Source organism: Rathayibacter sp. AY1F9, from assembly GCF_002932155.1.
Lineage (GTDB): Bacteria > Actinomycetota > Actinomycetes > Actinomycetales > Microbacteriaceae > Rathayibacter.
In genome coordinates this window covers 1-24,269 of record NZ_PSVA01000005.1, presented here as the reverse complement: position 1 = coordinate 24,269, position 24,269 = coordinate 1, and the positions used below count along the sequence as shown (strand labels likewise).

Below are 24,269 nucleotides of genomic sequence, written 5' to 3'. Positions count from 1 at the left end.
GCGTCCGAGCCGAGGCTCAGAACGGCGTCTCGTCGTTGTAGCTGCCCGGCGTGCTCCACACGTCGCCACCGGCGGGAGCGCTCGGCGCCCACGGCTCCTCGGCCTGACCGCCACGGTTGCCGCCGGCGTTGCCGGAGCCCCCCTGACCGCCGCCGCCGAAGCCGCCCTGGCCGCCGCCGATCTGACCGCCGTTGCCCTGGCCGCCACCGGCCTGGCCGCGTCCGCCTCCACCGGAGGCGCGCGTGACCTGCGCGGTCGCGTAGCGCAGCGAGGGCCCGATCTCGTCGATCTCGAGCTCGATGCTGGTGCGCTTCTCGCCTTCCTTCGTCTCGTAGGAGCGCTGCTTCAGGCGGCCGGTCGCGATGACGCGGCTGCCCTTGGTCAGCGTTCCTGCGACGTTCTCGGCGAACTCGCGCCAGACGGAGGCGCGGAGGAACAGCGCTTCGCCGTCCTTCCAGTCGTTCGCCTGACGGTCGAAGGTGCGCGGCGTGGAGGCGATGGTGAAGTTCGCGACCGCGAGCCCGCCCTGCGTGTAGCGCAGCTCGGGGTCGGCGGTGAGGTTCCCCACCACGGTGATGATCGTCTCGCCGGCCATGAGCGCTACGCCTTGGGAGCGGCCGAGGCCTTGGCAGCCTTGCGGGCGGCCTTCTCGTCGGCGAGCTTCGCGGCGGCCGCGACCTGGGCGATGCCCTCTTCGGCCCGCAGCACCTTGGTGCGCATGACGGCCTCGGACAGCTTCAGCTGACGGTCGAGCTCGTTCGCTGCGGCGGAGGTCGACGTGAAGTCGACGACGGCGTAGATGCCCTCGGACTTCTTGTTGATCTCGTACGCCAGACGACGGCGGCCCCAGACGTCGACCTTGTCGATGGATCCACCATCGGTGCGGATGACGTTGAGGAACTTGTCGAGACTCGGAGCGACGGTGCGCTCATCGATCTCGGGGTCCAGGATGACCATGATCTCGTACTGATGCGTCACTAACCCACCTCCTTCGGACTGAACGGCCACGGTATTTCCGTGACAGGAGGGTATGTAGCATCTGCCCACTCCCGCGGACGCGAGTGCGTCTGGTCGTGGACAACCTGTACAGACTACAACAGGAGCGCCGCGACGCGCCGGACGGATCCGTTCGAGGCGCACCACCCCGGGTGCAGGGCGAGGCGGGCACGGGGCCGGGCTCAGCGCCTCAGCGCGACGCCCACCACTCGCGGAGCCGCTGCGTCGCGACCTCCTCGTCGAGCGGACCCTCCTCGAGCCGCAGCTCCAGCAGGAACCGGTACGCCTGCCCGACCTCGGGGCCCGGGGCGAGGCCGAGGATCTCCATGATCCGCGTGCCGTCGAGGTCGGGGCGCTTGGAGGCGAGCTCCTCCTTCTCGGCGAGCTCCGCGATGCGCGCCTCGAGGTCGTCGTAGGCGTGCGCGAGCCGGTCGGCCTTGCGGCGGTTGCGCGTGGTCACGTCGGCGCGGGTGAGGATGTGCAGCCGCTCGAGCAGGGGCCCGGCGTCGGTCACGTAGCGGCGCACCGCGGAGTCGGTCCACGCGCCGTCCGTGTACCCGAAGAAGCGCAGGTGCAGCTCGATGAGGCGGGCCACGTCCTTCATCGTCTGGTTGTCGAACTTCAGTGCGCGCATCCGCTTGATCGCGAGCTTGGAGCCGACCAGGTCGTGGTGGTGGAAGCTCACCGCTCCGCCCGGCTCGAGCCGCCGCGTGGCCGGCTTCCCGATGTCGTGCAGGAGGGCGGCGAGCCGCAGCACGACGTCGGGCGCGGCTCCGGGGTGCCGCGACTCCTCCAGCGCGATCGCCTGCTCCAGCACGGTGAGGCTGTGGGTGTAGACGTCCTTGTGGTGGTGGTGCTCGTCCTGCTCCAGGCGCAGCGCGGGCAGCTCCGGGAGGAAGCGACCGGCCAGACCGGTGTCGACGAGCAGCTCCAGGCCGGCACGGGGCGAGGCGGTCGCGAGGAGCTTCCGCAGCTCCTCCTGCACGCGCTCCGCCGAGACGTCGTCGATCCGGCCGGCGAGCTCGGCCATCGCCCACTCGACCTCGTCGGTGGTGCGGAATCCGAGCTGCGAGGTGAAGCGCGCGCCGCGGAGCATCCGGAGCGGATCGTCGCCGAAGGAGAGGTCGGCGGGGGAGGGGGTGCGCAGCCGGCCGGCGAGCAGGTCCTCCACTCCTCCCGAGGGATCGACGAGGACGACCTCAGGGAGCCGCAGCGCCATCGCGTTGACCGTGAAGTCGCGCCGCACCAGGTCGCCCTCGAGCGAGTCGCCGAACTCGACCTCGGGCTTGCGGCTCACCCCGTCGTAGCTGTCGCTGCGGTAGGTCGTGATCTCGACCGTCTCGCCGGCCACGCGAGCGCCGATCGTGCCGAAGGCCCGGCCGATGTCCCAGTGCGCCTCGGCGATCGGAGCGACGATCCGCACGATGTCGTCGGGGCGTGCGGAGGTGGTGAAGTCGAGGTCGTGCACGCCGTGGCCGAGGAAGGCGTCGCGGACCGGGCCGCCGACCAGCGCGAGCTCGTGGCCCTGGGCTGCGAACGCCTCCGCCAGCCGCGTCACCGTGGGCGTCCCCGCGAGCGCGCGGAGGGTCTCGAGAGCGGTCTGGACGCTGTGCATTCGCACGATCCTAGTGGCGGGGGGTGTCCCGGCAGCGGGTGACCGTGCCAGGGGGTTACGGGGGGGGAACCGCCTGCACAGCGGACGCACCGCCTGCCCCGAGGAGGGCTGCCCGTAGAATCACCCGCATGGAGGCCGAGTGAGTCCGATGCATCGGCGCGACCCCTCCCTCCGCTCCCGCCGCTCGCGGGCGGCCCTCCTCCTGCTCCGCTCGGCAGGTGCCGCCGCTCTCGCGCTCGGCCTGACCGGCGTGGCCTCCCCCGCCCTCGCGGCCCCGGTCGCCGCCGCGACGGCGACCTCGACGCCCGCTCCCGGCACCGTCACCACGACCGCCGGGGCCGGCAGTGACGGCGTCCTGCGGCCCGGCCAGGACCTCGAGCTCTCGATCGCCGTGCGCAACGGCACCACCGAGGCGATCGACAGCGCCGACGTGACGGTCGCCCTCTCCTACGCCACCCTCGACACCCGCGCGGAGCTGCACGACTGGCTCGACGCCGAGGCCGACAACGACACCGACCCGGTCCGTGCGACCGCCCAGCTGCGCCTGCTGCCCTCCAGCACCGCCGAGGCCGGCCTCACCGTGCCGGTCGACCAGATCCCCTTCTCCAACGACCGGACCGCGCTCGGCACCCACGCCGTCCTCGTCACGGTCACCGGTCCGGGTGGTGTCGTCTCGACCGCTCGCACCGCCGTCGAGCTGACCGACGACGCGGTGGCCCCGGAGCGCGAGACCGGCGTCAGCGTCCTCGTCCCGCTCACCGTCCCGGACACGGCCGACGGCCTGCTCTCGGCCGAGGCCCTCGCCGACTACACCGACGGCACGGGGACCCTCACCCGGCAGCTCGACGCGGTCGCGGGGAAGGGCGTCACGATCGGGGTCGACCCGCGCATCCTCGCTTCGATCCGGATCCTCGGCAGCGCCGCTCCGGAGTCGGCCCTCGACTGGCTCGACCGGCTGCAGTCCGTGCCGAACGAGCGCTTCGCCCTGCCGTACGCCGACGCCGACGTCTCGGCCCAGGCGCAGGCCGGGCTCTCCGCCCTCCTCTCTCCCACCTCCTTCGAGTACGCGATCGACGACACCCGCTTCGCCGCGGTCCCCGGCACCGCCAGCCCGGCGCCCACGGTCGCCGTCGACTCCGACCAGCCGGCCGAGGACCTGCCGGCGCGTCCGAGCACCGAGTCGCTGCTCGCCTCCGACTGGAGCACCTCCCTCGGCAGCGTCGCCTGGCCCGACGAGGGCACTCTCCGGGGGTCGGACCTCGACGTCTACGCGGCCAGCGGCATGAACCGCACGGTCGTCCCCTCATCCGGTCTCCTGCTGCCGGAGGAGGTGACCACGACCTCGCGCGCCACCGTCGGCGACTCGGACCTGGTCGTGGCCGACTCGCGCCTCACCGAGGCGTTCGACGCGGCCGCGACTGCCACCGACGACACCGAGTGGCGCGCCCGCATGTCCGAGATCGCCACCGATCTCGCCGAGGTGCAGGAGGAGGGGACCGCGCCGGACGTCGTGCTCACCCTCGGTCGCGGCTCGGCGATCGGCGCCGCGCGCCTCTCCGAGACCCTCGACGCGATCGAGTCGCTGCCCTGGGCCCGCGGAGTCGCCCTCTCCACCGCCCTCGCCGTCCCCGCGACCGAGGGCGCGAGCGTCGTCGACTCGCCGGAGTCGGAGTCGCGGCTCGACCGGGTGCGCGACCTGCTCGACGCCGGCTCCGAGGTCGAGGCGTTCTCCTCCGTGCTGCAGGAGCCGGAGCTGCTGTCGGGCAAGAGCCGCAACGACGTGCTGGCGCTGCTCTCGGTGACCTGGCGCGGAGACGGCAGCGGCTGGGGCGACGCCGTCGGCGTGGCCATGACCGAGGCCGACCGGACGCTCTCGCTGGTGTCGATCGACGCGACCGGCAGCATCCTGCAGGTCTCCCGCGACTCGAGCATCCCCGTGTACGTCCGCAACGAGCTCCCCTGGCCGATCGCCGTCCGCATCCAGGCCTCGACCTCGAACGCCGTCCTCGACATCGACGAGGAGGCGATCGAGACCACCGAGATCGACGCCCGCTCGCAGGGCCGCGTCCTCATCCCCGTGAAGGCCCGGGTCGGCAACGGCGAGACGAGCCTCGGCCTGCAGCTGACCTCGGCGCAGGGCGTCCCCATCGGCACCCCCACGGGCATGACGACCAGCGTCCGCGCCGACTGGGAGACCGTCGGCACCCTGGTCATCGGGATCGCGCTCGTCGTCGTCTTCGGAGCCGGCATCCTCCGCAACATCCGCCGTCGCCGTCGAGGCGACACCCCTGAGGACGAGGAGGACCCGAACGCCGTGCTCGAGGTCCAGCCCGATCTCGACGACCAGCGATCGGACCCGCGTGGCTAGCTTCTCCCTCGGACGCGCGAGCGCCGTCCTCGCCTCCGGCACGATGGTCTCGCGGATCCTCGGCTTCATCATGTCGATCGTCATGGCGAACACGATCGGAGCCGCGGTCGCGCCGGGCGCGGACGCCTTCACGACGGCGAACCTGCTGCCCAACACGATCTACTCGATCATCGCGGGCGGCGCTCTGAACGCCGTCCTCGTCCCGCAGATCGTGCGGGCGGGCCTCGACGCCGACGGCGGCCGCGGCTACATCAACCGCCTGCTGACCCTGGCGCTCGGCCTGCTCCTGGTGACCACGATCGCCGCCACGGTCCTCGCTCCCCTGCTCGTGCGCCTCTACGCGCCCGGCTACGGACCGGAGCAGTACCAGCTGGCCGTCGCCTTCGCGTTCTGGTGCCTGCCGCAGGTCTTCTTCTACGGCCTCTTCACGATCCTCGGCGAGGTGCTCAACGCCCGCGGCTCGTTCGGCCCCTTCACCTGGGCGCCCGTGCTGAACAACGTCGTGGTGATCGCCGGGCTCGTCGCCTTCATGGTGCTGTTCGGCGCCGATCCGGAGGGGAACCGTCCGGTCGACTCGTGGTCCCCGGCGATGGTCACCCTCCTCGGCGGGAGCGCGACACTGGGCATCGTCGTCCAGTCGCTGTTCCTGATGCTCTTCTGGCGGAGGGTCGGCCTCAGCTACCGCCCCGACTTCCGCTTCCGGGGCGTCGGTCTCGGCACGGCCGGGCGGATGTCGCTGTGGTCGTTCGCCACGGTGCTGCTGACCATCGTCGCCGGCATCGTCGAGAGCCAGGTCTCCTCCACCGCGTCCGGCGAGGGGCCCTCGGCCGCGGCGCTGCAGAAGGCGTGGCTGATCTTCATGCTGCCCCACTCGGTCATCGCGATCTCGATCGCCATGGCGTACTTCACCAAGATGAGCGGCCACACCGCGCGGGGGGAGATGAAGGAGTTCCGCTCGGACGTCTCCACCTCGCTCCGCCTGGTGCTGATGATGCTCGTCTTCGCCGCCGCCGCGATCGTCGTGGTCGCGGTGCCGTTCGGCTCCGTCTTCACCGACTCGTTCGCGGACGCGAAGGCCATCGGAGCGATCGCCATGGCCTACGTGATCGCCCTGCCGCTGTTCTCCTCGATCGCCATCATGCAGCGCGCGTTCTACGCCCTGAGCGACGGAGCGCGGCCGTTCCTGTTCACCCTGGTGCAGGTCGTCGTGGCGGTCGCCGGGTACCTGATCGTGCTCCGGCTCCCCGCCGACCGCACCGCCGTCGGCATCGCCGCTGCGACCTCGCTCGGCATCTGCGTGCAGGCCCTCGTGGCGGCCCTCCTCCTGCGCCGCCGGCTCGGCGGCCGCGGAGGCAGGCGGATCCTCGTCAGGCTCGCGCAGTTCGTCCTCGCCGCGGTGCCCTCCGCCGCCGCCGGCTACGGCGTCCTGGTCGCCCTCGGCGGCACGCGCGCGGGCGGTTTCGCCGTCTCGAACTACGTGGAGCCGCTGCTCTCGATGGCCGCGATCGGCACCGTGATGGCGCTCGTCTACTTCGCGGTCCTCTGGTTCCTCCGGGTGCCGGAGCTGCGCGCCGTCCTCGCTCCGGTGCTCCGCCGACTGGGCCGCTGATGCTGCTCCGGTAAAAGCCTGGTCAGAGTGCATTTCCTGGGCTGCTGCATCGAGCGGCGCGTGGCACGACCGGCACTCCCGGGCCCGCGGAATAGTGCCCGCCTAGGATGTGTTGTAGCCCACGGAGCCGCGGAACGATTCGAGCGACCGGCTCCGGGTGCTCGGCTCCCGCCCCACCCGTCACCGCTCGTACAGACCCCGAGGAGTTGCCGTGCGCGACATCGTCATCATCGGATCCGGCCCCGCCGGCTGGACCGCCGCCATCTACGCGGCGCGCGCCGAGCTGCACCCGGTGGTCGTGGCCTCGTCGGTCGAGATCGGCGGCGACCTGATGAACACGACGGACGTCGAGAACTTCCCCGGCTTCCCCGACGGCGTCCTCGGCCCCGAGCTGATGACCTCGATGCAGGCGCAGGCCGAGAAGTTCGGCGCCGAGACCTTCTACGACGACGTCACCTCCCTCGATCTCGAGGGCGAGATCAAGACCGTCCACCTCGGCTCCGGCGAGAGCATCGAGGCGAAGACCGTCGTCGTCGCGACCGGATCCGCCTACCGCAAGCTGGGCCTCCACGATGAGGACCGCCTGTCGGGACACGGTGTCTCGTGGTGCGCCACCTGCGACGGCTTCTTCTTCAAGGGGAAGACCATCGCCGTCGTCGGCGGAGGCGACTCCGCCATGGAGGAGGCGACCTTCCTCACCAAGCACGCCGCGAAGGTCTATGTGATCCACCGCAAGGACTCGCTCCGCGCCTCGAAGGTCATGCAGAAGCGCGCCTTCGACAACGACAGGATCGAGTTCATCTGGAACGCCGAGGTCACCGGCATCACCGGCGAGAACCACGTCGACGGCGTGAAGCTGCGTGACACGATCGACGGCACCGAGTCCCACCTCGACCTCGACGGCCTGTTCATCGCGATCGGCAACGACCCGCGCACGCACGTCGTGCACGGCAAGCTCGACCTCACCACCGAGGGCACCATCTCGGTGGTCGGCCGCTCCTCCCAGACCTCCGTTCCCGGCGTCTTCGCCGCGGGCGACGTGATCGACCCGACCTACCGTCAGGCCGTCACCGCCGCGGCATCCGGAACGGTCGCCGCCCTCGACGCGGAGCACTACCTCGCTTCGCTCGCCGATGGCACCGCCCACACCGAAGGCTCACCCCGGGCCGAGCTCATCACCCGCTGACCGTCCGGTCATCGCACATCGGAGCCGGCAGCCCGCCGACTCGTGAAGGAGAGAACACCATGTCCACCGCGAAGAGCGTCACCGACGCATCGTTCCAGTCCGACGTCCTCGACTCCGAGAAGACCGTCCTGGTCGACTTCTGGGCCGAGTGGTGCGGCCCCTGCCGCATGGTCGCACCGATCCTCGACCAGATCTCGGCCGAGCACGGCGACAAGATCGAGATCGTCAAGCTGAACGTCGACGAGAACCCGCAGACCGCCGCGAAGTACCAGATCACGTCGATCCCGGCGATGAAGGTGTACCAGAAGGGCGAGGTCGTGAAGACCGTCATCGGCGCCAAGCCGAAGCCGGCCCTCGAGGCCGACCTGGCCGCGTTCCTCTGAGTTCGCACTCCTGACCGCCCTCTGCGGTCTCCGAGAGCCCCTGTCACGTCGTGACGGGGGCTCTCCTTGTTCCGGGCTGTTTCACGTGAAACAGCTGCTGGGGCGCAGGCCACGATCCCTGCGGTGGCGCCCGACCGCCCCGCCGCAGCACAGGACCGGCCGGTACTGTGGATCCACCCGGCTCCGGCCGGAGAGACCCTGATCCACCGAGCGAAGCGGAACCATCGTGACCAACCGCGGCACCAACCTCGACCCCTGGTACAACTCCTATGCGGAGCGCACGGCCGGTCTGGCCGCCAGCGAGGTCCGAGCCCTGTTCGCCGTCGCGTCACGCCCCGAAGTGGTCTCGCTCGCCGGCGGCATGCCGTTCGTGTCCGCGCTCCCCCAGGACCTGGTGACCGGCGCCATCGACACCGTGATGCGGGAGCAGGGGCCCGTCGCGCTGCAGTACGGGTCGGGCCAGGGCGTCCCCGTCCTGCGCGAGCAGATCCTCGACGTCATGGCCCTCGAGGGCATTTCCGCCAGCGCGGACGACATCGTGGTCACCACGGGCTCTCAGCACGCCCTGGAGCTCGTTTCGAAGCTGTTCCTGGACCCGGGGGACGTCGTCCTCTCCGAGGGCCCCAGCTACGTCACGGCGATGGTCATCTTCCGGTCGTACCAGGCCGAGGTCGAGCACGTCCCGATGGACGAGCACGGGCTCATCCCCGCCGGCCTCCGCGAGCACATCGCCCGCGTGCGCGCCGCCGGCAAGACGATCAAGTTCCTGTACACGATCCCCACCTTCCACAACCCCGCAGGCGTGACCCTCAGCTGGGAGCGCCGCGTCGAGATCCTCGAGATCTGCAAGTCCGAGGGAATCCTCGTGCTCGAGGACAACCCGTACGGCCTCCTCTACTTCGAGGACGTCCCGCCGAAGGCGATGCGCTCGCTGGAGGAGGACGGGGTGATCTACCTCGGGACGTTCTCGAAGACGCTCGCTCCCGGCTTCCGGGTGGGCTGGGCTCTCGCTCCGCACGCGATCCGCGAGCGGCTGATCCTCGCCAACGAGGCGGCCGTCCTCAGTCCGTCGTCCTTCAGCCAGCTGGTCATCTCGAAGTACCTCGAGACGGCCGACTGGCGCGGACAGATCGACACCTTCCGCGGCGTCTACCGCGAGCGGAAGGAAGCGATGCTGAAGGGCCTGCAGACCCATCTGCCCGGCCTCAGCTGGACGAACCCGAACGGCGGCTTCTACGTCTGGGTCACGCTGCCCGCGGAGCTCGACTCCAAGGCGATGCTGCCGCGCGCGGTGAAGGAGCTCGTCGCGTACACGCCGGGCACCGCGTTCTACGGCAACGGGGACGGACGTCAGAACATCCGCCTCTCGTTCTGCTACCCGACGCCGGAGCGCATCGGAGACGGCATCCGCCGCCTCGCCACGGTCATCAACGGGGAGCTCGACCTGCTGTCGACCTTCGCGGGTACGGGCCGGCTGAGCAGCGCCGACGCGAGCAAGCGCGACGCCGTCCTGCCGCCGAACGTCTCCTGACACCGCTCCTTCGATAAGAAAGCCCTGGTCATGACCGATTTCTCTGTGCTCGACCGTACACTCGACATCGTCGTCATCAGCGGTGGCATCAGCCACGAGCGCGACGTCTCCCTGCGGTCGGGCCGTCGCGTGGCGGATCGTCTCTCCGCGATGGGCCACCGCGTCTCCCTGCACGAACCGGACGCCGGCCTCCTCTCGACGCTCCTGCAGAAGCGTCCCGACGTCGTCTGGCCCGCGGTGCACGGGGCGAGCGGTGAGGACGGTGCGCTCCTCGGGCTCCTCGAGGCGGCGGGCTTCGCCTACGTCGGCTCGCGGACGGACGCGGCGCGCCTGGCCTGGTTCAAGCCGACCGCGAAGACGCTCGTCGCTCGCGCGGGCTTCTCGACCCCGCGCTCCGTCACCCTCCCCCGCGAGACCTTCCGCGAGCTCGGAGCCACCGGGATCCTGGAGCAGGTCGAGGCGCACCTGCCCGGCTCACTCGTGGTGAAGCCCGCTCAGGGCGGTTCGGCCCAGGGCGTCAGCATCGTGACGGAGTCGTCGCAGCTCCCGCGAGCGATGGTCGAGGCGTACACCTACGGCGACGTCGTTCTCATCGAACAGCAGATCCAGGGGACCGAGGTCTCCGTCGGTGTTCTCGACCTCGGTGACGGTCCTTTCGCCCTCCCGCCTGTCGAGATCGCACCCGTCACCGGCCAGTACACCTTCGAGGCGCGCTACAACGCGGGGGAGACGCACTTCTACACACCGGCACGGATCTCGCCGGAGATCACGGAGGAGGTGTCCCGCGTGGCCGTTGCGATCCACGAACTGCTGGGACTCCGCCACCTGTCGCGGCTCGACTTCATCATCGACGACGCCGGACTCCCCTGGTTCTTCGACGCGAACGTCCTTCCCGGAATGACCGAGACCTCGCTCGTTCCCCAGGCTATCGAGGCGTCCGGCCGCTACCTCGGCGACGTCTACTCCACCCTCGCGAAGCTCGCAGCCTCCTGACTCCATACCGTTTCACGTGAAACAATACGCTGCGCGTCCGCTCCTGATAGCGAGGCTGCGACGTTTTGAACAAGCGCGCGAAACCATGCTAGACGAGTAGTCGGATCGCGGCATATCGAGACCCGCGATCGCCCGCTTCTGCTATGACATGGGTCAAGTAGCCGCCCGACAACGTGTATTGGTCTTCATCAGCAGACCAGTAGTGCCGACTCGGGGGAAGAACCCGAGGCCGCGTCTCGACTCCCACAACGCCAGACATCCATCGCCGCGCCGGTCGAGTGTCCGTAGATCCGCGTGGTCAGACCCCCTCCTCGCGCTGAACCCACCAGGAATCGACCTGGCCCATGGCTTCCATCGGCACCTGGTCCTCGTCGTCATGCTGGTCGAGGAACCGCATTGCTGAGTATCGAGACCCGGACACCCTCGGTGGGTACCAGGTGAGGCATTGCCTGGGGCAAGATATCCACGCCAATCGCTTCCTCATATGAGCAGGCATACCGGCGAAGAGCAGTAGTGCGTCGAATCGAGGCTCACCACAATCGCCACCCGCGCTATCTCTGGGAAACAACTCGTTCTATCGACGCTGATCGACGCCAGCACCCGTCGCCATGCTCGTCGAGTAGCCACACCGCGACATATCGAGACCCACGGCCGGAAGGGACCCCTCTCGCTTGGTTCTCCGACCTCAACTCCGCCTCGGGGGGTGGTGCCTGAATCTCGTTGGTCAGGCGAGCGATCTCTTTCGAACACTGCGGTCGAAGTCCGTCCCACGATGATCCGCACGTGCGTCCAAGGTTCTCGGCAGGGGCGTTTCACGTGAAACGCTTCCGCGGCCGTTGAGCAACTTCAATCGGAAAAGTTGCGCCCTGTGGAGCGAGTCAAGCCAAGAGGCCCTCCTGATTGACCCGACGAGTTCGTGGGTCTTCAATGGCCAGGCCGCCCTAGAGGACACCGTTTCACGTGAAACGGCCCTTCCGTTGAGTCTTTCAGTGCTCTCTGGGGGCGACCACCGGCCGGGTCCTCCGTAAGACATCGGCGAACCCACTCATCACATCGGCGTCGATCCGCGAAAATGGAGGGTACTGCATTTCGTCTTAGTTGCCCGCCCGCCAGCCAATGCCTGGAGGCCCAGGAGGCGCTCCTCCCAAGGGACATGGGATGCGCGGTCGGCTAAGGGAGTCCTCATCTCAGCGGCGGATGGACGGCTGTTTCACGTGAAACATTGCTTCCGCCAACTATCGGCGATGAGGGCGTCGCCCCTGGCAGGGGAGGGCCGCACCGAATGCGACCAGTCCAAGTGCCAGTCCAGAGCCCGCCAGCGAGCCACTGAACGCGACTAGAACTACGGAGACCGACGAAGTCTGAACTCCGCCAATCCTAGATATGCCACTCGACGCCTAATCGACCGCAATCTAGGCGCATCGTGGGCTACTCAATCCAGAGATCGATGCCCAGATCCCCGACGATCATCAGTACCGGCCGTATTCGCGACCAGGCCCGGAGTCAGCAGGGCCTCGCAGATCCTGGGGCCACCTCATCAGGCTGGACCGGTCATAAGGGCTTATCAATCAGAGAAATGGAGACGACCGAGAGTGCCGAGCTCGCACGGCAGCTCGTCGGTCACCTCAAGCGTGCTGATCTCTGTGATCGTGATGCCGACGAGGGGAGCAGATACCGCCTCATCGGCCATTACTGCCAAGACCACAGCGAGAGCGCGCCCTCGCCACCCCTCGGTTGATCAGTAGCGGCCGCTAGGCCGGCCCTCTACGGAGCGAGCGACACCTCGGTCGGCTCCCCGATCTCGGCGAGGATGCGGTTCAAGTCCTGGATGGTGGCGAAGTCGATGACCATCTGGCCCTTACGTGCGCCCAGGGTGACCTTGACGCGCGTGTTCAACCGGTCGCCGAGGTGATCCGCGATCGACGAGAGGTGTCCGGAGTGCCCGCCCTGCTCCTCCACCACGGGACGCGTGGTCGACCGCGGCGCCTTCATCTGCGCCGCGGCGGCCTCGGCGGCGCGGACGGACAGGTCCTCGTTGACGATCTTGTCGGCCAGGCGGCGCATCATCTCGACGTCGTCGAGGGACAGAACCGCACGCGCGTGTCCTGCGGTCAGGACGCCGGCAGCGACGCGGGCCTGCACATCGGCCGGGAGGCGCAGGAGACGGAGCGTGTTCGAGATCTGCGGCCGAGACCGTCCGAGCCGCGTGGCCAGGGCCTCCTGGGTGATCCCGAAGTCGCTGAGGAGCTGCTGGTAGGCGGACGCCTCCTCGAGCGGGTTGAGGTCGGCGCGGTGCAGATTCTCGAGCAGCGCGTCGCGGAGCATGTTCTCGTCGGCCGTGTCCTTGACCACCGCGGGGATGGTGGTCAGTCCCGCGGCCTTCGAGGCGCGGAACCGGCGCTCACCCATGACGAGCTCGTACTTCGCTCCGCCGCGAGCCGTCACGGGCCGGACGACGATCGGCTGCAGCACTCCGAACTCGCGGATGCTGTGGACGAGTTCCGCGAGGTCGTCCTCGTCGAACACCGACCGCGGCTGCGCCGTGTTGGGGGTGATGTCGGCGAGGGGGAGTCGCGCCAAGCGCGCTCCGGGGACCTCGAGGAGCTCCTCGGCACGGGCCGAATCGCCGACCTGATCAGGGAAGAAGACGTCGACGGGCCGGGAGCGCGACTCGTCGCTGGTCGGGATGAGCGAGCCGATCCCCCGGCCGAGTCCCGTGCGCTTGGTCGCCATCAGCGTGCCTCTCCTTCGTGTGCCGTCTCGGGTGTCTTCCGGGCTCCGCGTCGTGCGATCTCGGCGGCCGCCTCCAGATACGCCAGCGAACCGGACGACTGCGGGTCGTAGCTGATCACGCTCTGTCCGTAGCTCGGCGCCTCCGAGATCCTCACGTTGCGCGGGATCACCGCACGCAGCACCTCCTTCGGGAAGTGCTCTCGGACATCCGCTGCCACCTGCTGGGAGAGGTTCGTGCGGCCGTCGTACATCGTCAGGAGGATCGTCGAGACACCGAGGTTCGGATTGAGGTGCCGCTCGATCAAGTCGATGTTCTTGAGCAGCTGGCTGAGCCCCTCGAGCGCGTAGTACTCGCACTGGATCGGGATGAGCACCTCGCGAGCGGCGACGAACGCGTTGATGGTCAGCAGACCGAGCGACGGCGGGCAGTCGATGAAGACGTAGTCGAACGGCTCGTCCATGGTGTCAAGCATGCGGTCGAGCGCACGGCGAAGACGCTGCTCGCGTGCGACGAGCGAGACCAGCTCGATCTCGGCGCCGGCCAGGTGGATGGTCGCCGGCACACCGTAGAGCGAGGCGAACTCCGGGCTCTTCTGCACGACGTCCGCGAGGGGAGTGTCGTTGACGATCACGTCGTACACGCTGGCCGTCTCGGCGCGGTGCTCGATGCCCAGGGCCGTCGACGCGTTACCCTGCGGATCGAGGTCGATGACGAGCACCTTCGCCTCACCGCGGGCGAGCCCGGCGGCGAGGTTGACGGTCGTCGTCGTCTTGCCGACGCCGCCCTTCTGGTTCGAGATCGTGATGACGCGCGTCGACTCGGGCTTGGGCAGCGGCTGGGCGTTCAACAGTGCGCGCCGACGGGTCATGTCCGCGATCTCCCGGGCCAGGGGAGTCGAGGAGTCGAAGCCTCCGGTCAGACCGGCGGAATCGGGTTGTTTCACGTGAAACCTTCGCTCAGCGAGTGGGACGGACAGCAGCACCGAGGAGTCGACGGACGAGGAGTCGGGGGCTCACTGCGGCGTCGTGGCGATCAACCCACTGTAGCCCGGACGACCCTCGTCACCTCGGAGAGCACGCCGTCGCCGAGCACGACGACCCTGGGCGGGGAGAGTCGGAAGCGACGGATCTGCTTGGCCGCAGCCTCGATCTCCTTCTCGGCATTGATGCCCTTCAGCAGGACCAGCTCGCCTCCAGGCCGCAGCAACGGCGCGGTCAGCGGGATCAGCTTCGAGAGAGCGCTGACCGCCCGAGCGGTCACCTGGTCGAGAGGCTCCGCGAGCTCCGCCTCTTCAGCACGGGCGCGAAGAACTGAGACATTCTCGAGTCCGAGTCCGTCCACCTGCTCCTGAAGCCAGACGACGCGACGCTCCATCGGCTCGATGAGCACGAAGCGGACGTCGGGCCGCACGATGGCCAGGACGAGCCCGGGAAGGCCCGCGCCACTGCCGACATCACCCACCAGTCCCGGACGCAGGAGAGGGGCCACCAGGGCGCTGTTGAGGACGTGCCGCGTCCAGAGCCGGGGGAGCTCCAGGGGCCCGATCAGGCCGCGCTCCTCACCCTGGTCGGCGAGAGCCTCTGTGAAGAGCCGCAGGAGGGGCAGGCGGTCGCCGGCGATCGCCGCAGCGGCTGAGGGCTCGGCCTCGAGGGTCGACTCCACGCCGCTCAGCCGCGGGTGATGACGGTGTGGCGCTCGCGCGCCTCGCCGCGCGACTCCGACACGAAGCCGCGCTCGCCCACCATGTCGTGGACCAGCTTGCGCTCGTACGACGACATGGGCGGGAGCGAGGCCGACGTGGCGCCGTCCTCGATCCGCTCGATCGCGCGGTCGACCAGCTGGGCGAGCTCCGCCTCGCGGGCGTCGCGGGAGCCGCCGATGTCGAGGATGAGGCGGGAGAACGCGCCGGTCTTCGTCTGGACCGCCAGGCGCGTCAGCTCCTGCAGTGCCTGGACGGCGTCGGGGCGGGAGAGCACCCGGAGGTTCGTGTCTCCGGAGGCGGTGACCGAGAGGTAGGCGCGGCCGTTGCGGACCTCGATGTCGATGTCGCCGTCGAGGTCGCAGATGTCGAGGAACTCCTCGATGTAGTCGGCGGCGACGTCGCCCTCGTCCTCGAGCTGCGAGAGCGTGGACTCGGGCGCCTCGTCGACGGCGGACGCGTCCACGTCCGCGGGTGCGGACGCGTCGTCGGTGATGGTCTGCATCGGATCGGTCATGGCGGCTCTACTTCTTTCCGGCTTGCTTCTTGGAGCGGTTCTTGCTCACGGGCTGCGTGCGCTGCACGGCCTTCTTCTCGACGAGGGTGACGTCGCCGGCGGCCGTGGTCTCCTCGACCAGCTTGCCCTTGCGGCGCAGGCGCTCCTCGCGGGCCTTGGCGGCCTCGCTGCCCGGGGTCGGCATGTTCCGGATGACGATGAACTGCTGGATCATCGTCCAGATGTTCGAGGTCAGCCAGTAGAACATCACGCCGAGGGGGAAGGCGAAGCCCGAGAAGGCGAAGACGAGGGGGAGGATGTAGAGCAGGATCCGCTGCTGCTTGAACGTCGGCGAGGCCTTCGCCTCGGGCGACATGTTCTTCGAGACGATCTGCAGCTGCGTGATGAACTGCGACGCGGTCATCAGGACGACCATGATCACCGCGATGATGATGACCGGCTCCTGGCCGCCCTCGGCGAGTGCGCCCTGGATCGACTGGTGCAGCGGTGCGACGCCGAAGAGGTTCGCCTCGCCGAACTGGCGGGCGAGCGTCTCGTCGAGCGGGCCCACGCCCTTCTGGCTGTGCTGCGCCGCGTTCAGCACCGAGAACAGGCTGAAGAAGATCGGCATCTGGATCAGCAGGGGCAGGCAGGAGGCGAGCGGGTTGGTGCCCGTCTTCTTGTAGAGCTCCATGGTCTCGCGGGACATCGCCTCACGGGACAGCTGGTCGCGCTTGCCCTTGTACTTGTCCTGGATCTTCTTGAGCTGGGGTGCGACCTCGAGCATCCGGCGCTGGCTCTTGATCTGCTTGACGAAGATCGGGATGAGCGCGGCGCGGATGACGATGACCAGGCCGACGATCGAGAGGACCCAGGTGATTCCCGCGGCCGCCTCCATGCCGGTGAAGGTCAGCAGCTGGTGGAAGGCGACGAGGAGCAGCTCGACCACCCACTTGAGGGGCCAGAGGATCGTGCCGAGGAGGTCCATGGAGTGGGGTCAGTCCTTTCGAGGGCCCACGACGAACCCGGCTCGCGTCACGGCGAAGCGGGTCCGGCCGGAAGCCGGTCGGTGCAGGGGGATCGAGGTCGGGACGTCGTCGATGCCGCCGGCCGCCCACGGGTGGCAGCGGAGCAGACGGCGGGCCGCGAGGACGGAGCCGAGGACGAGCCCGTGGAGCTGGACCGCCTGGAGCGCGTACGCGGAGCACGAGGGGTAGTAACGGCAGACGTCCCCGTAGAGAGGGGACACGACCACCCGGTAGACGATCAGGAGCAGGACGCCGATGTTCCGCGGCAGCAGGAGGATCGCCCACCCGAGCCGGGCGAACGGGGCCTCGCGGCGGGGGAGCACGGCGGTCACGAGGACGCCCCGCTCTTCCGCGCGGCTCGCGCCATCGCGGACCACACCTCGGAGCGCAGCTCCGACCAGGGGGCGTCGGCGCTGCCGGGCAGCGCGCGGACGACGACCTGGGTGCCGGGGTCGATCTCGGGGACGAGCTCGAACGCCACGGCCTTGAGCCGGCGGCGGACGGTGTTGCGCGTCACCGCGGTGCCGACCGTCTTGGCGACGATGAACCCGAACCGCGCCGGATCGCCCGCGGAGGACCGGCGGACATACGTGACGGTGTGCGGTCCTGTGGACCGCACACCGCGACGGACGACTGTCCGGTACTCGCCTCCGTGGACGATGCGATTGGCTCTGGCCAGCACCGCTGGTCGGTACCGCTCGCTGCTAGGCGGAGAGCTCGGTGCGCCCCTTGGCGCGGCGCGCGCTGAGGATGCCGCGGCCGGCACGGGTGCGCATGCGCAGACGGAAGCCGTGCACCTTGGCGCGACGACGGTTGTTCGGCTGGAAGGTTCGCTTGCTCATAATCAGATCTCCACGTACGTGTTCCGCGGCGCGAACCGGCACCACCCGCTCGGGCGGAGACTCGGATCCTCCGGGAAGAAGGGGTGCCCGGCTGCGGAATCCGCTCGGCCTGCGAGGGCCGCACGGACGACCCCGGGCAGGCGTCAACTGATTTAAACTACGGCCTGTTCCGCCACCGGTCAAATGTGGACGGCGCGAAACCTCGATCATGCACACGCGACACGGGGTTCCGCGCATTGACACGCGGGTGTCGCTGTGGTGGATTTGTCTCCCGTCGGCTCCGTTCGTTACGGTGTTGAGCCGCAGTTATCCACAGGTGGGATCCGCGTCCTCCCGCGCCCGCACAGGCATCGCTCGAGGCCGGTGGACAACCCTGTGGAGAAAGCGGCACTCGAGACCCGGCTCCGCGCCCGGTCCGCGACGCCCCTGCAGCGGGCGGTGACGGGTCCGGCGGAGACGGCGATCCCGCAGCGACTTCACAGCGACAGCACCCAGGACCGGAGACAGATGGCAGACGACACGTCGATGGTCGACGCGTGGAACGTGATCCTCGGCGCACTGTCCCAGGACGAGCGGATCACCGCTCCCCTCTACGGGTTCGTCTCGCTCGTGGAGCCCAAGGGCATCATGGCGGGCACCTTCTACCTGGAGGTCCCGAACGAGTTCACCCGCGGGATGCTCGAGCAGCGCGTGCGCGTGCCCCTGCTCAGCGCGATCGGGACACTCGACGACTCCTTCGGCGTCACGACGTTCGCCTTCGTGGTGAACCCCGACATCGAGCACGAGCCCCTCAGCTCCCCGTCGTCGCAGGAGTCGATGAACCCGTTCGAGCCGATCACCGCCTCCTCGGCGACGGTCGCGCCGACCCGCGGGGTCGAGGAGCTGCGGACCGTGCCGGCGACCGACACCCGGCTGAACCCGAAGTACAGCTTCGACAACTTCGTCATCGGAGGCTCCAACCGGTTCGCGCACGCCGCGGCCGTCGCCGTCGCCGAGGCTCCCGCCAAGGCCTACAACCCGCTCTTCGTCTACGGCGACTCCGGGCTCGGCAAGACGCACCTCCTCCACGCCATCGGCCACTACGCGATGAGCCTCTACCCGGGGATCCGCGTGCGGTACGTCTCGAGCGAGGAGTTCACGAACGACTTCATCAACTCGATCGCGAACAACCGGGGCAACGCCTTCCACGGCCGCTACCGCAACGTCGACATCCTCCTGATCGACGACATCCAGTTCCTGCAGGGGAAGGCGGAGACGCAGGAGGCGTTCTTCCACACCTTCAACCAGCTGCACGACCACAACAAGCAGGTCGTGATCACGTCCGATCTGCCGCCGAAGGCCCTGACCGGCTTCGAGGACCGGATGCGCTCGCGCTTCGAGTGGGGCCTCATCACCGATGTGCAGGCTCCCGACCTCGAGACCCGCATCGCGATCCTCCGCAAGAAGGCGGTCAGCGAGAAGCTGCTCGTGCCCGACGACATCCTCGAGTTCATGGCGTCGAAGGTGTCGAGCAACATCCGCGAGCTCGAGGGGACGCTCATCCGCGTCACCGCGTTCGCGAGCCTGAACCGCACGCCGGTCGACATGTCGCTCGTGCAGACCGTGCTGAAGGACCTGATCACGCTCGACGAGGACAACGTCATCTCGCCGGTCGACATCATCAACCACACCGCGGACTACTTCAAGCTCACGGTCGACGACCTCTACGGCTCGTCGCGCTCGCAGGCCGTCGCCACCGCGCGCCAGATCGCCATGTACCTGTGCCGCGAGCTGACGAACCTCTCGCTGCCCAAGATCGGCCAGCTGTTCGGCAACCGCGACCACACCACGGTCATGTACGCGAACAAGAAGATCTCGGAGCTCATGAAGGAGCGCCGCAGCATCTACAACCAGGTCACCGAGCTGACCACCCGCATCAAGACGAACCGCTAGCCGGTAGTCGTGCGGTCCCCGGGACCACCTGTCCCGGGTGACGTGTCCGGGGGTCCATCGGCGTCCGTGCGCGGTGGTCGGGTAGTCGCTCCCCTCTCTTCGTGTGAGGGGAGGCGACGGGGATCGCGGCGCGAGCAGCAGGGCGTCGGTGTCGGCGCGCGTCGAGATCGGGCGAAGGCGCTGGCGGGGGTCTCGATACGGCTCGCTGGGGCTACTCGACCAGCATGAACCGCACGTGCTCAAGGGGTCCGGGTGAGCGGCTGAGCGGCCGGCGTGCGATCGGACGGTGTCGATCCGCCGTGCGTTGGCCCGGAGGGCAACGGGGGGAGAGGGAGCGCGCACTGTCTTCCGGGCCGCTCGGACGGCGGCAGCTGCCCTCGACGGTCTCCGTCGTGACCGGAGAAGTCGTCGACGGACTCCTCGGACCTTCCGCGCGGGCCTTGGACACGCCGCCTCGCGCGCCTCGGAGGGCCGATTTCCACAGTGTGAGGAACCTGTGGATAACTGTGGACAACCGCCTCGGGACTGTGCGCCGGGAGAGCCCGCCTGTGGAGGGCGACCGGTCGGCTCGGATCCCTCCACAGGGCGTCCACGGGCCCGCTCACACTCCCTCCACAGGGGCGGGTCCCTCCGATCCCACCCAGGAGTAGGGGTCCGAAGCGTTTTCCACAGTTTCCACACGTGTTAACACTGTTAACGCAGTTCTCTCTTTAATGAAGCCTCGACCGGCAACCTCTCCACAGCGGCTCGGGAGTGCTCGGCGGTCCACCCCCTTCCGAGCTCGTCGAGCCCGGCGGGTACGATGGGCGACGGTCTTCGTCCGCGACTCGTCAGGGGTGTACTCGTGAGGTTCCAAGCCAACCGCGATGTCTTCAGCGAGGCGGTGTCCTTCGCGGTCAAGCTGCTTCCGCAGCGCACGACCCTGCCGATCCTCTCCGGAGTCCTCATCGAGGCGACCTCCGAGGGTCTGACGCTGTCCTCCTTCGACTACGAGGTGTCCGCGCAGACGCAGATCGCGGCCGACGTGGAGGAGACGGGGACCGTGCTCGTCTCGGGCCGTCTGCTCGCCGACATCGCGAACCGCCTCCCCAACGCTCCCGTGCGCATCGCCACGGAGGAGTCGCGCGTCTCGGTCTCGGCCGGCTCGGCGCACTTCACGCTCCTGCAGATGCCCGTGGAGGAGTACCCGAGCATCCCCGAGATCGACGCCTCCACCGGCCTCGTCCCGGCCGACGCCTTCGCGGCCGCCGTCTCGCAGGTGGCGGTCGCCGCCTCCCGCGACGACGTGACCCCCGTCATCACCGGCGTGCAGCTCGAGATCACCGAGAACACGATCGGCCTCGTCGCGACGGATCGCTACCGCGTGGCCGTCCGCGAGATCGACTGGGACAACGGGGACAACCCCGCGCCCACCCAGCCGCTCACCGCCCTCGTGCCCGCGCGCACGCTGCAGGAGGTCGGCAAGACCTTCGGCCACTCCGGCACCGTCTCCGTCGCGATCACCAACCGCGACGAGCGCGAGCTGATCGCCTTCACCGCGGACCGCAAGACCGTCACCTCGCTGCTGATCAAGGGCAACTTCCCGCCCGTGAAGCGCCTCTTCCCCGCCTCCGTCGAGAACTACGCGGTCATGTCGACCAGCGACCTCATCGAGGCCACCCGCCGCGTCTCGCTCGTGCTCGAGCGCGAGGCGGCCCTCCGCTTCAGCTTCAGCAGCGACGGCCTCACCCTCGAGGCCATCGGCTCCGAGCAGGCGCAGGCGTCCGAGAGCATCGACGCGATCGTGACCGGCGACGACGTGGTCGTCTCGCTCAAGCCGCAGTTCCTGCTCGACGGCCTCGCCGCCGTCCACTCGGAGTTCGTGCGCATCGCGTTCACGAAGACCGAGAACCCCAACAAGCCCGGCCCCGTCCTGATCACCGCGCAGACCTCGCGGGAGCAGCCCGGCAGCGACAGCTACCGCTACCTGCTCCAGCCCAACCTGCTGCTGCGCTGACCACTCCCCGGATCGCAGAGCCGCGACCGCCCCGCTCCCGACGAGCGCCCGCCCGCCGGACAACGAATCCAGGAAGGTTCACCATGCACATCGGACTCGTCGGCCTCGGCAAGATGGGCGACAACATGCGCTCCCGCCTCCGCTCCAAGGGGCTCGAGGTCACCGGCTACGACCGCAATCCCGACGTCTCGGACGCGGCCTCTCTCGACGAGATGATCGCCGCACTCCCCTCGCCCCGCATCGTCTGGGTGATGGTGCCGGCCGGCGAGATCACCGACGCGGTCGTCAAGGACCTGTCGGAGAAGCTCAGCGAGGGCGACCTCGTCATCGACGGCGGCAACTCCCGCTTCACCGAGGACTTCAAGCACGACGCGCTGCTGAAGCCCAAGGGCATCCACTACATCGACGCGGGCGTCTCCGGCGGCGTCTGGGGACTCCAGAACGGCTACGGCCTGATGGTCGGCGGCCCGAAGGAGCTCGTCGAGTACGCCATGCCCGTCTTCGACGCGCTGCGCCCCGAGGGCCCCCGCGAGGAGGGCTTCGTCCACGTCGGCGAGGTCGGCGCCGGCCACTACGCGAAGATGGTCCACAACGGCATCGAGTACGCCCTGATGCAGGCGTTCGCCGAGGGCTACGAGCTGCTCGAGACCCGCAGCGACATCATCAAGGACGTCACCGGCACCTTCAAGGCCTGGCAGCGCGGCACGGTCGTGCGCTCCTGGCTGCTCGAGCTCCTCGTCCGCGCCCTCGAGCAGGACCCGGACTTCAAGAACATCGAGGGCTACGTGCAGGACTCGGGCGAGGGCCGCTGGACCATCGAGGAGGCCATCAACAACGCCGTCCCGGTGCCCACGATCAGCGCCTCGATCTTCGCCCGCTTCGTCTCCCGCCAGGAGGACTCCCCCGCGATGAAGGCCGTCGCAGCGCTCCGCAACCAGTTCGGCGGGCACTCCGTCAAGGCCGTCGACTGAGTCGGCTGGTGAGGACTGCCTCCGGCAGTCCTCACGGCGGTCGGCTTCCGGAGGGGGGCGCGTTCCGCAGGGCCGGTGACGGACGGCGGACTGCGGCCCGCCGCCCCCGTGAGGCAGGGATGCTCTCACGGGGGCGGCGGGCCTCCGGCCGCCTCCACCTTGCTACCGACGTCGGGCGGCGAGCCTGCGGCCGCCTTCACGGGCGGGGACGGGGCTCGGCCGATCATGGTGAGCGAGTAGTGGCCCCGGAGGGGCGTATCGGGATCCGCGTCCCGGACGGTTCCGCCGCCGTGCCGGTCGAGTAGCCCGAAGGGGTGTGTCGAGACCGGGGGCGCAGGCCAGGCCGGCAGGGGGAGAGCGGACTGCAGGCGCCGGAGCGGGTGGATCGGCCGATCGGGACGGGCGAGGAGCCCGCAGGGGTGCAGGGAAGGCCCGCGACGACGGGTGGAGGAGAGGAGCGCGACGTGCAGGTGACGCAGCTGGCGCTCAGCGACTTCCGGAACTACGAGTCGGTCGACGTCGAGCTCGTGCCCGGACCGAACCTCTTCGTCGGCCGCAACGGCCAGGGCAAGACGAACCTCGTCGAATCGCTCGGCTACCTCTCCACCCTGGGCTCGCACCGCGTGTCGAGCGACCAGGCGCTCATCCGCGCCGGCCGGGACAGCGCCGTGGTGCGCGCCCGCCTCCGCAACGGCGAGCGCGACCTGCTGGCCGAGGTGCAGATCAACCGCTCCTCCCCCAACCGCGCGCAGATCAACCGCGGCGGGATCAAGCCGCGCGAGCTCCCCCGCTTCTTCTCCAGCGTCCTCTTCGCCCCGGAGGACCTCCTCCTCATCCGCGGCGACCCGTCGGCCCGCCGCCGCTTCCTCGACCAGCTGGTGATCCTCCGCTCCCCGCGGATGAGCGCCGTCCAGGCCGACTACGAGCGGGTGCTGCGCCAGCGCAACTCGCTGCTCAAGTCGGCGCGCGCGAGCGGCGTCCGCGACCCGTCGAAGCTCGGCACCCTCGACATCTGGGACGAGCGCCTGATCGCGCTCGGGACCGAGATCATGCAGTCGCGCCTCACCCTGGTGGAGGAGCTGAGCGGACCCGTGCGCGCCGCGTACGAGGCGGTCGCCGGTGCCGACCAGCGTCCGGTGCTCCGCTCCCGCCTGAGCATCGAGGGCGCGGTCGACGACGACGGCGAGCCCGTGGAGCAGCCGGGCGCCGCGTCACCGGCGGCGGGCGAGGGACTGGCGGAGGCGTTCGCGTCCGCCCTGGCCGGGGTGCGCCGCCGCGAGCTCGACCGGGGCGTCTCCCTCGTCGGCCCGCACCGCGACGACGTGCAGTTCGAGCTGAACGCGCTGCCGGCCAAGGGCTACGCCAGCCACGGCGAGAGCTGGTCGTTCGCCCTGGCGCTGAAGCTGGGCGCTGCGGAGCTGCTCCGGCGCGACTCCCCCATGGGCGATCCGGTGCTGATGCTCGACGACGTCTTCGCCGAGCTGGACGCGCGCCGGCGCGAGCGGCTCGCCTCGGTGGTCGCCGACTACGAGCAGGTCCTGATCACCGCGGCCGTCTTCGACGACGTCCCGGAGGCGCTGGCCGCGCACACCGTGCGGATCGAGGCCGGCCGGATCGTCGGCACGGGCGCCGCCGCCGCGCCGATCGCCGTGCCGGAGCCGACCGCACCCGACTCCGCCTCGTCCGATCCGGTGTCCTCCGACTCCCCTCCTCCCGGTCCCGAGTCCTCCCGCTCCTCTTCTCCCGATCCGGTCTCGTCCGACTCCCCTTCTCCTGGTGTCGTCTCCTCCGCCGCGGCCTCCTCCTCGGAGCCCGCGTCCCCAGCGCCGGCGCGCGTCCAGCTCGGCGAAGACGTCGTCGAGCATCAGCACCGGATCGCCCATGGGGGAG

At 69.4% G+C, this 24,269-nt stretch carries 20 protein-coding genes and 1 pseudogene; 10 read left to right on the top strand and 11 right to left on the bottom strand.

Going from position 1 to position 24,269, the window contains the following annotated elements; translation table 11 throughout:
* Window positions 1–16: 16 nt before the first annotated feature.
* From C5C37_RS05020 to C5C37_RS05010, 3 genes are all read right to left on the bottom strand, one after another.
* Window positions 17–595: a single-stranded DNA-binding protein gene (locus tag C5C37_RS05020; protein ID WP_104222691.1), complete on the bottom strand. Its 579-nt coding sequence runs from the start codon at window positions 593–595 to the stop codon at window positions 17–19.
* A 5-nt stretch (window positions 596–600) separates the two neighbouring features.
* Complete coding sequence (gene rpsF, locus C5C37_RS05015; RefSeq protein ID WP_068207796.1) at window positions 601–978, bottom strand: 30S ribosomal protein S6; 378 nt, start codon at window positions 976–978, stop codon at window positions 601–603.
* Window positions 979–1,186: 208 nt separating this feature from the next.
* The gene (locus C5C37_RS05010; RefSeq protein ID WP_104338560.1) at window positions 1,187–2,611 is read right to left on the bottom strand and encodes a CCA tRNA nucleotidyltransferase; all 1,425 of its coding nucleotides are present in this window, start codon (window positions 2,609–2,611) and stop codon (window positions 1,187–1,189) included.
* Window positions 2,612–2,759: 148 nt separating this feature from the next.
* Here C5C37_RS05010 and C5C37_RS05005 point away from each other — a divergent pair, with 148 nt between their 5' ends.
* From C5C37_RS05005 to C5C37_RS04980, 6 genes are all read left to right on the top strand, one after another.
* Window positions 2,760–4,979: a DUF6049 family protein gene (locus C5C37_RS05005; protein ID WP_104338559.1), complete on the top strand. Its 2,220-nt coding sequence runs from the start codon at window positions 2,760–2,762 to the stop codon at window positions 4,977–4,979.
* The gene (murJ, locus tag C5C37_RS05000) at window positions 4,972–6,588 is read left to right on the top strand and encodes a murein biosynthesis integral membrane protein MurJ (protein WP_258063253.1); all 1,617 of its coding nucleotides are present in this window, start codon (window positions 4,972–4,974) and stop codon (window positions 6,586–6,588) included. The genes C5C37_RS05005 and murJ overlap by 8 nt, the downstream gene beginning before the upstream one ends.
* Window positions 6,589–6,799: 211 nt before the next feature.
* Window positions 6,800–7,774 carry a thioredoxin-disulfide reductase gene (gene trxB / locus C5C37_RS04995; protein ID WP_104338558.1) on the top strand — a complete coding sequence of 325 codons (975 nt, stop codon included), beginning with the start codon at window positions 6,800–6,802 and terminating at the stop codon, window positions 7,772–7,774.
* Window positions 7,775–7,833: 59 nt separating this feature from the next.
* Window positions 7,834–8,157: a thioredoxin gene (gene trxA, locus C5C37_RS04990; RefSeq protein WP_104222687.1), complete on the top strand. Its 324-nt coding sequence runs from the start codon at window positions 7,834–7,836 to the stop codon at window positions 8,155–8,157.
* A gap of 226 nt (window positions 8,158–8,383) precedes the next feature.
* Window positions 8,384–9,688 (top strand): PLP-dependent aminotransferase family protein, encoded by a 1,305-nt coding sequence (locus tag C5C37_RS04985; RefSeq protein ID WP_104338557.1) that lies wholly within the window; start codon window positions 8,384–8,386, stop codon window positions 9,686–9,688.
* 30 nt (window positions 9,689–9,718) lie between these two features.
* Window positions 9,719–10,681 carry an ATP-grasp domain-containing protein gene (locus C5C37_RS04980; protein ID WP_104338556.1) on the top strand — a complete coding sequence of 321 codons (963 nt, stop codon included), beginning with the start codon at window positions 9,719–9,721 and terminating at the stop codon, window positions 10,679–10,681.
* A gap of 1,764 nt (window positions 10,682–12,445) precedes the next feature.
* On the opposite strand, the gene C5C37_RS04975 is transcribed toward C5C37_RS04980, so the two are convergent.
* The 8 genes from C5C37_RS04975 to rpmH form a co-directional block, all read right to left on the bottom strand.
* Window positions 12,446–13,414, bottom strand: coding sequence for a ParB/RepB/Spo0J family partition protein (locus C5C37_RS04975; RefSeq protein WP_104338555.1), 969 nt, complete (start codon window positions 13,412–13,414; stop codon window positions 12,446–12,448).
* A complete protein-coding gene (locus C5C37_RS04970) occupies window positions 13,414–14,358 on the bottom strand; it encodes a ParA family protein (RefSeq protein ID WP_374952917.1) in 945 nt (314 codons plus the stop codon). The genes C5C37_RS04975 and C5C37_RS04970 overlap by 1 nt, the downstream gene beginning before the upstream one ends.
* An 89-nt stretch (window positions 14,359–14,447) precedes the next feature.
* A complete protein-coding gene (rsmG, locus tag C5C37_RS04965) occupies window positions 14,448–15,077 on the bottom strand; it encodes a 16S rRNA (guanine(527)-N(7))-methyltransferase RsmG (protein ID WP_104338554.1) in 630 nt (209 codons plus the stop codon).
* A 5-nt stretch (window positions 15,078–15,082) separates the two neighbouring features.
* Complete coding sequence (locus C5C37_RS04960; protein ID WP_244229531.1) at window positions 15,083–15,631, bottom strand: R3H domain-containing nucleic acid-binding protein; 549 nt, start codon at window positions 15,629–15,631, stop codon at window positions 15,083–15,085.
* Window positions 15,632–15,638: 7 nt separating this feature from the next.
* The gene (yidC, locus tag C5C37_RS04955) at window positions 15,639–16,598 is read right to left on the bottom strand and encodes a membrane protein insertase YidC (RefSeq protein WP_104222681.1); all 960 of its coding nucleotides are present in this window, start codon (window positions 16,596–16,598) and stop codon (window positions 15,639–15,641) included.
* Between the two features lie 9 nt (window positions 16,599–16,607).
* Window positions 16,608–16,961, bottom strand: a complete 354-nt coding sequence (yidD, locus tag C5C37_RS04950; protein ID WP_258074051.1) for a membrane protein insertion efficiency factor YidD — start codon at window positions 16,959–16,961, stop codon at window positions 16,608–16,610.
* A gap of 5 nt (window positions 16,962–16,966) precedes the next feature.
* A complete protein-coding gene (gene rnpA / locus C5C37_RS04945) occupies window positions 16,967–17,320 on the bottom strand; it encodes a ribonuclease P protein component (protein ID WP_104222680.1) in 354 nt (117 codons plus the stop codon).
* A 22-nt stretch (window positions 17,321–17,342) separates the two neighbouring features.
* Window positions 17,343–17,480: a 50S ribosomal protein L34 gene (gene rpmH / locus C5C37_RS04940; protein ID WP_055784512.1), complete on the bottom strand. Its 138-nt coding sequence runs from the start codon at window positions 17,478–17,480 to the stop codon at window positions 17,343–17,345.
* A gap of 507 nt (window positions 17,481–17,987) precedes the next feature.
* On the opposite strand from rpmH, the gene dnaA reads away from it, so the two are divergent.
* The 4 genes and pseudogenes from dnaA to recF form a co-directional block, all read left to right on the top strand.
* Window positions 17,988–19,412, top strand: a complete 1,425-nt coding sequence (gene dnaA, locus C5C37_RS04935; protein ID WP_104225789.1) for a chromosomal replication initiator protein DnaA — start codon at window positions 17,988–17,990, stop codon at window positions 19,410–19,412.
* 844 nt (window positions 19,413–20,256) lie between these two features.
* The gene (gene dnaN / locus C5C37_RS04930) at window positions 20,257–21,408 is read left to right on the top strand and encodes a DNA polymerase III subunit beta (RefSeq protein WP_104222678.1); all 1,152 of its coding nucleotides are present in this window, start codon (window positions 20,257–20,259) and stop codon (window positions 21,406–21,408) included.
* Between the two features lie 83 nt (window positions 21,409–21,491).
* A complete protein-coding gene (gene gnd / locus C5C37_RS04925) occupies window positions 21,492–22,379 on the top strand; it encodes a phosphogluconate dehydrogenase (NAD(+)-dependent, decarboxylating) (protein ID WP_104222677.1) in 888 nt (295 codons plus the stop codon).
* Between the two features lie 464 nt (window positions 22,380–22,843).
* A pseudogene (gene recF, locus C5C37_RS04920) lies at window positions 22,844–24,004 on the top strand (DNA replication/repair protein RecF); the annotation flags it as partial.
* Between the last annotated feature and the right edge of the window lie 265 nt (window positions 24,005–24,269).

Bases quoted from the DNA above. Each gene is read 5' to 3' on its own strand.
- rpmH (WP_055784512.1), bottom strand. From the start codon at position 17,480: ATGAGCAAGCGAACCTTCCAGCCGAACAACCGTCGTCGCGCCAAGGTG.
- C5C37_RS04975 (WP_104338555.1), bottom strand. From the start codon at position 13,414: ATGGCGACCAAGCGCACGGGACTCGGCCGGGGGATCGGCTCGCTCATC.
- C5C37_RS05005 (WP_104338559.1), top strand. From the start codon at position 2,760: ATGCATCGGCGCGACCCCTCCCTCCGCTCCCGCCGCTCGCGGGCGGCC.
- trxA (WP_104222687.1), top strand. From the start codon at position 7,834: ATGTCCACCGCGAAGAGCGTCACCGACGCATCGTTCCAGTCCGACGTC.
- C5C37_RS05010 (WP_104338560.1), bottom strand. From the start codon at position 2,611: ATGCACAGCGTCCAGACCGCTCTCGAGACCCTCCGCGCGCTCGCGGGG.
- C5C37_RS05020 (WP_104222691.1), bottom strand. From the start codon at position 595: ATGGCCGGCGAGACGATCATCACCGTGGTGGGGAACCTCACCGCCGAC.
- yidC (WP_104222681.1), bottom strand. From the start codon at position 16,598: ATGGACCTCCTCGGCACGATCCTCTGGCCCCTCAAGTGGGTGGTCGAG.
- C5C37_RS04960 (WP_244229531.1), bottom strand. From the start codon at position 15,631: ATGACCGATCCGATGCAGACCATCACCGACGACGCGTCCGCACCCGCG.
- gnd (WP_104222677.1), top strand. From the start codon at position 21,492: ATGCACATCGGACTCGTCGGCCTCGGCAAGATGGGCGACAACATGCGC.
- dnaA (WP_104225789.1), top strand. From the start codon at position 17,988: ATGGCAGACGACACGTCGATGGTCGACGCGTGGAACGTGATCCTCGGC.
- C5C37_RS04980 (WP_104338556.1), top strand. From the start codon at position 9,719: ATGACCGATTTCTCTGTGCTCGACCGTACACTCGACATCGTCGTCATC.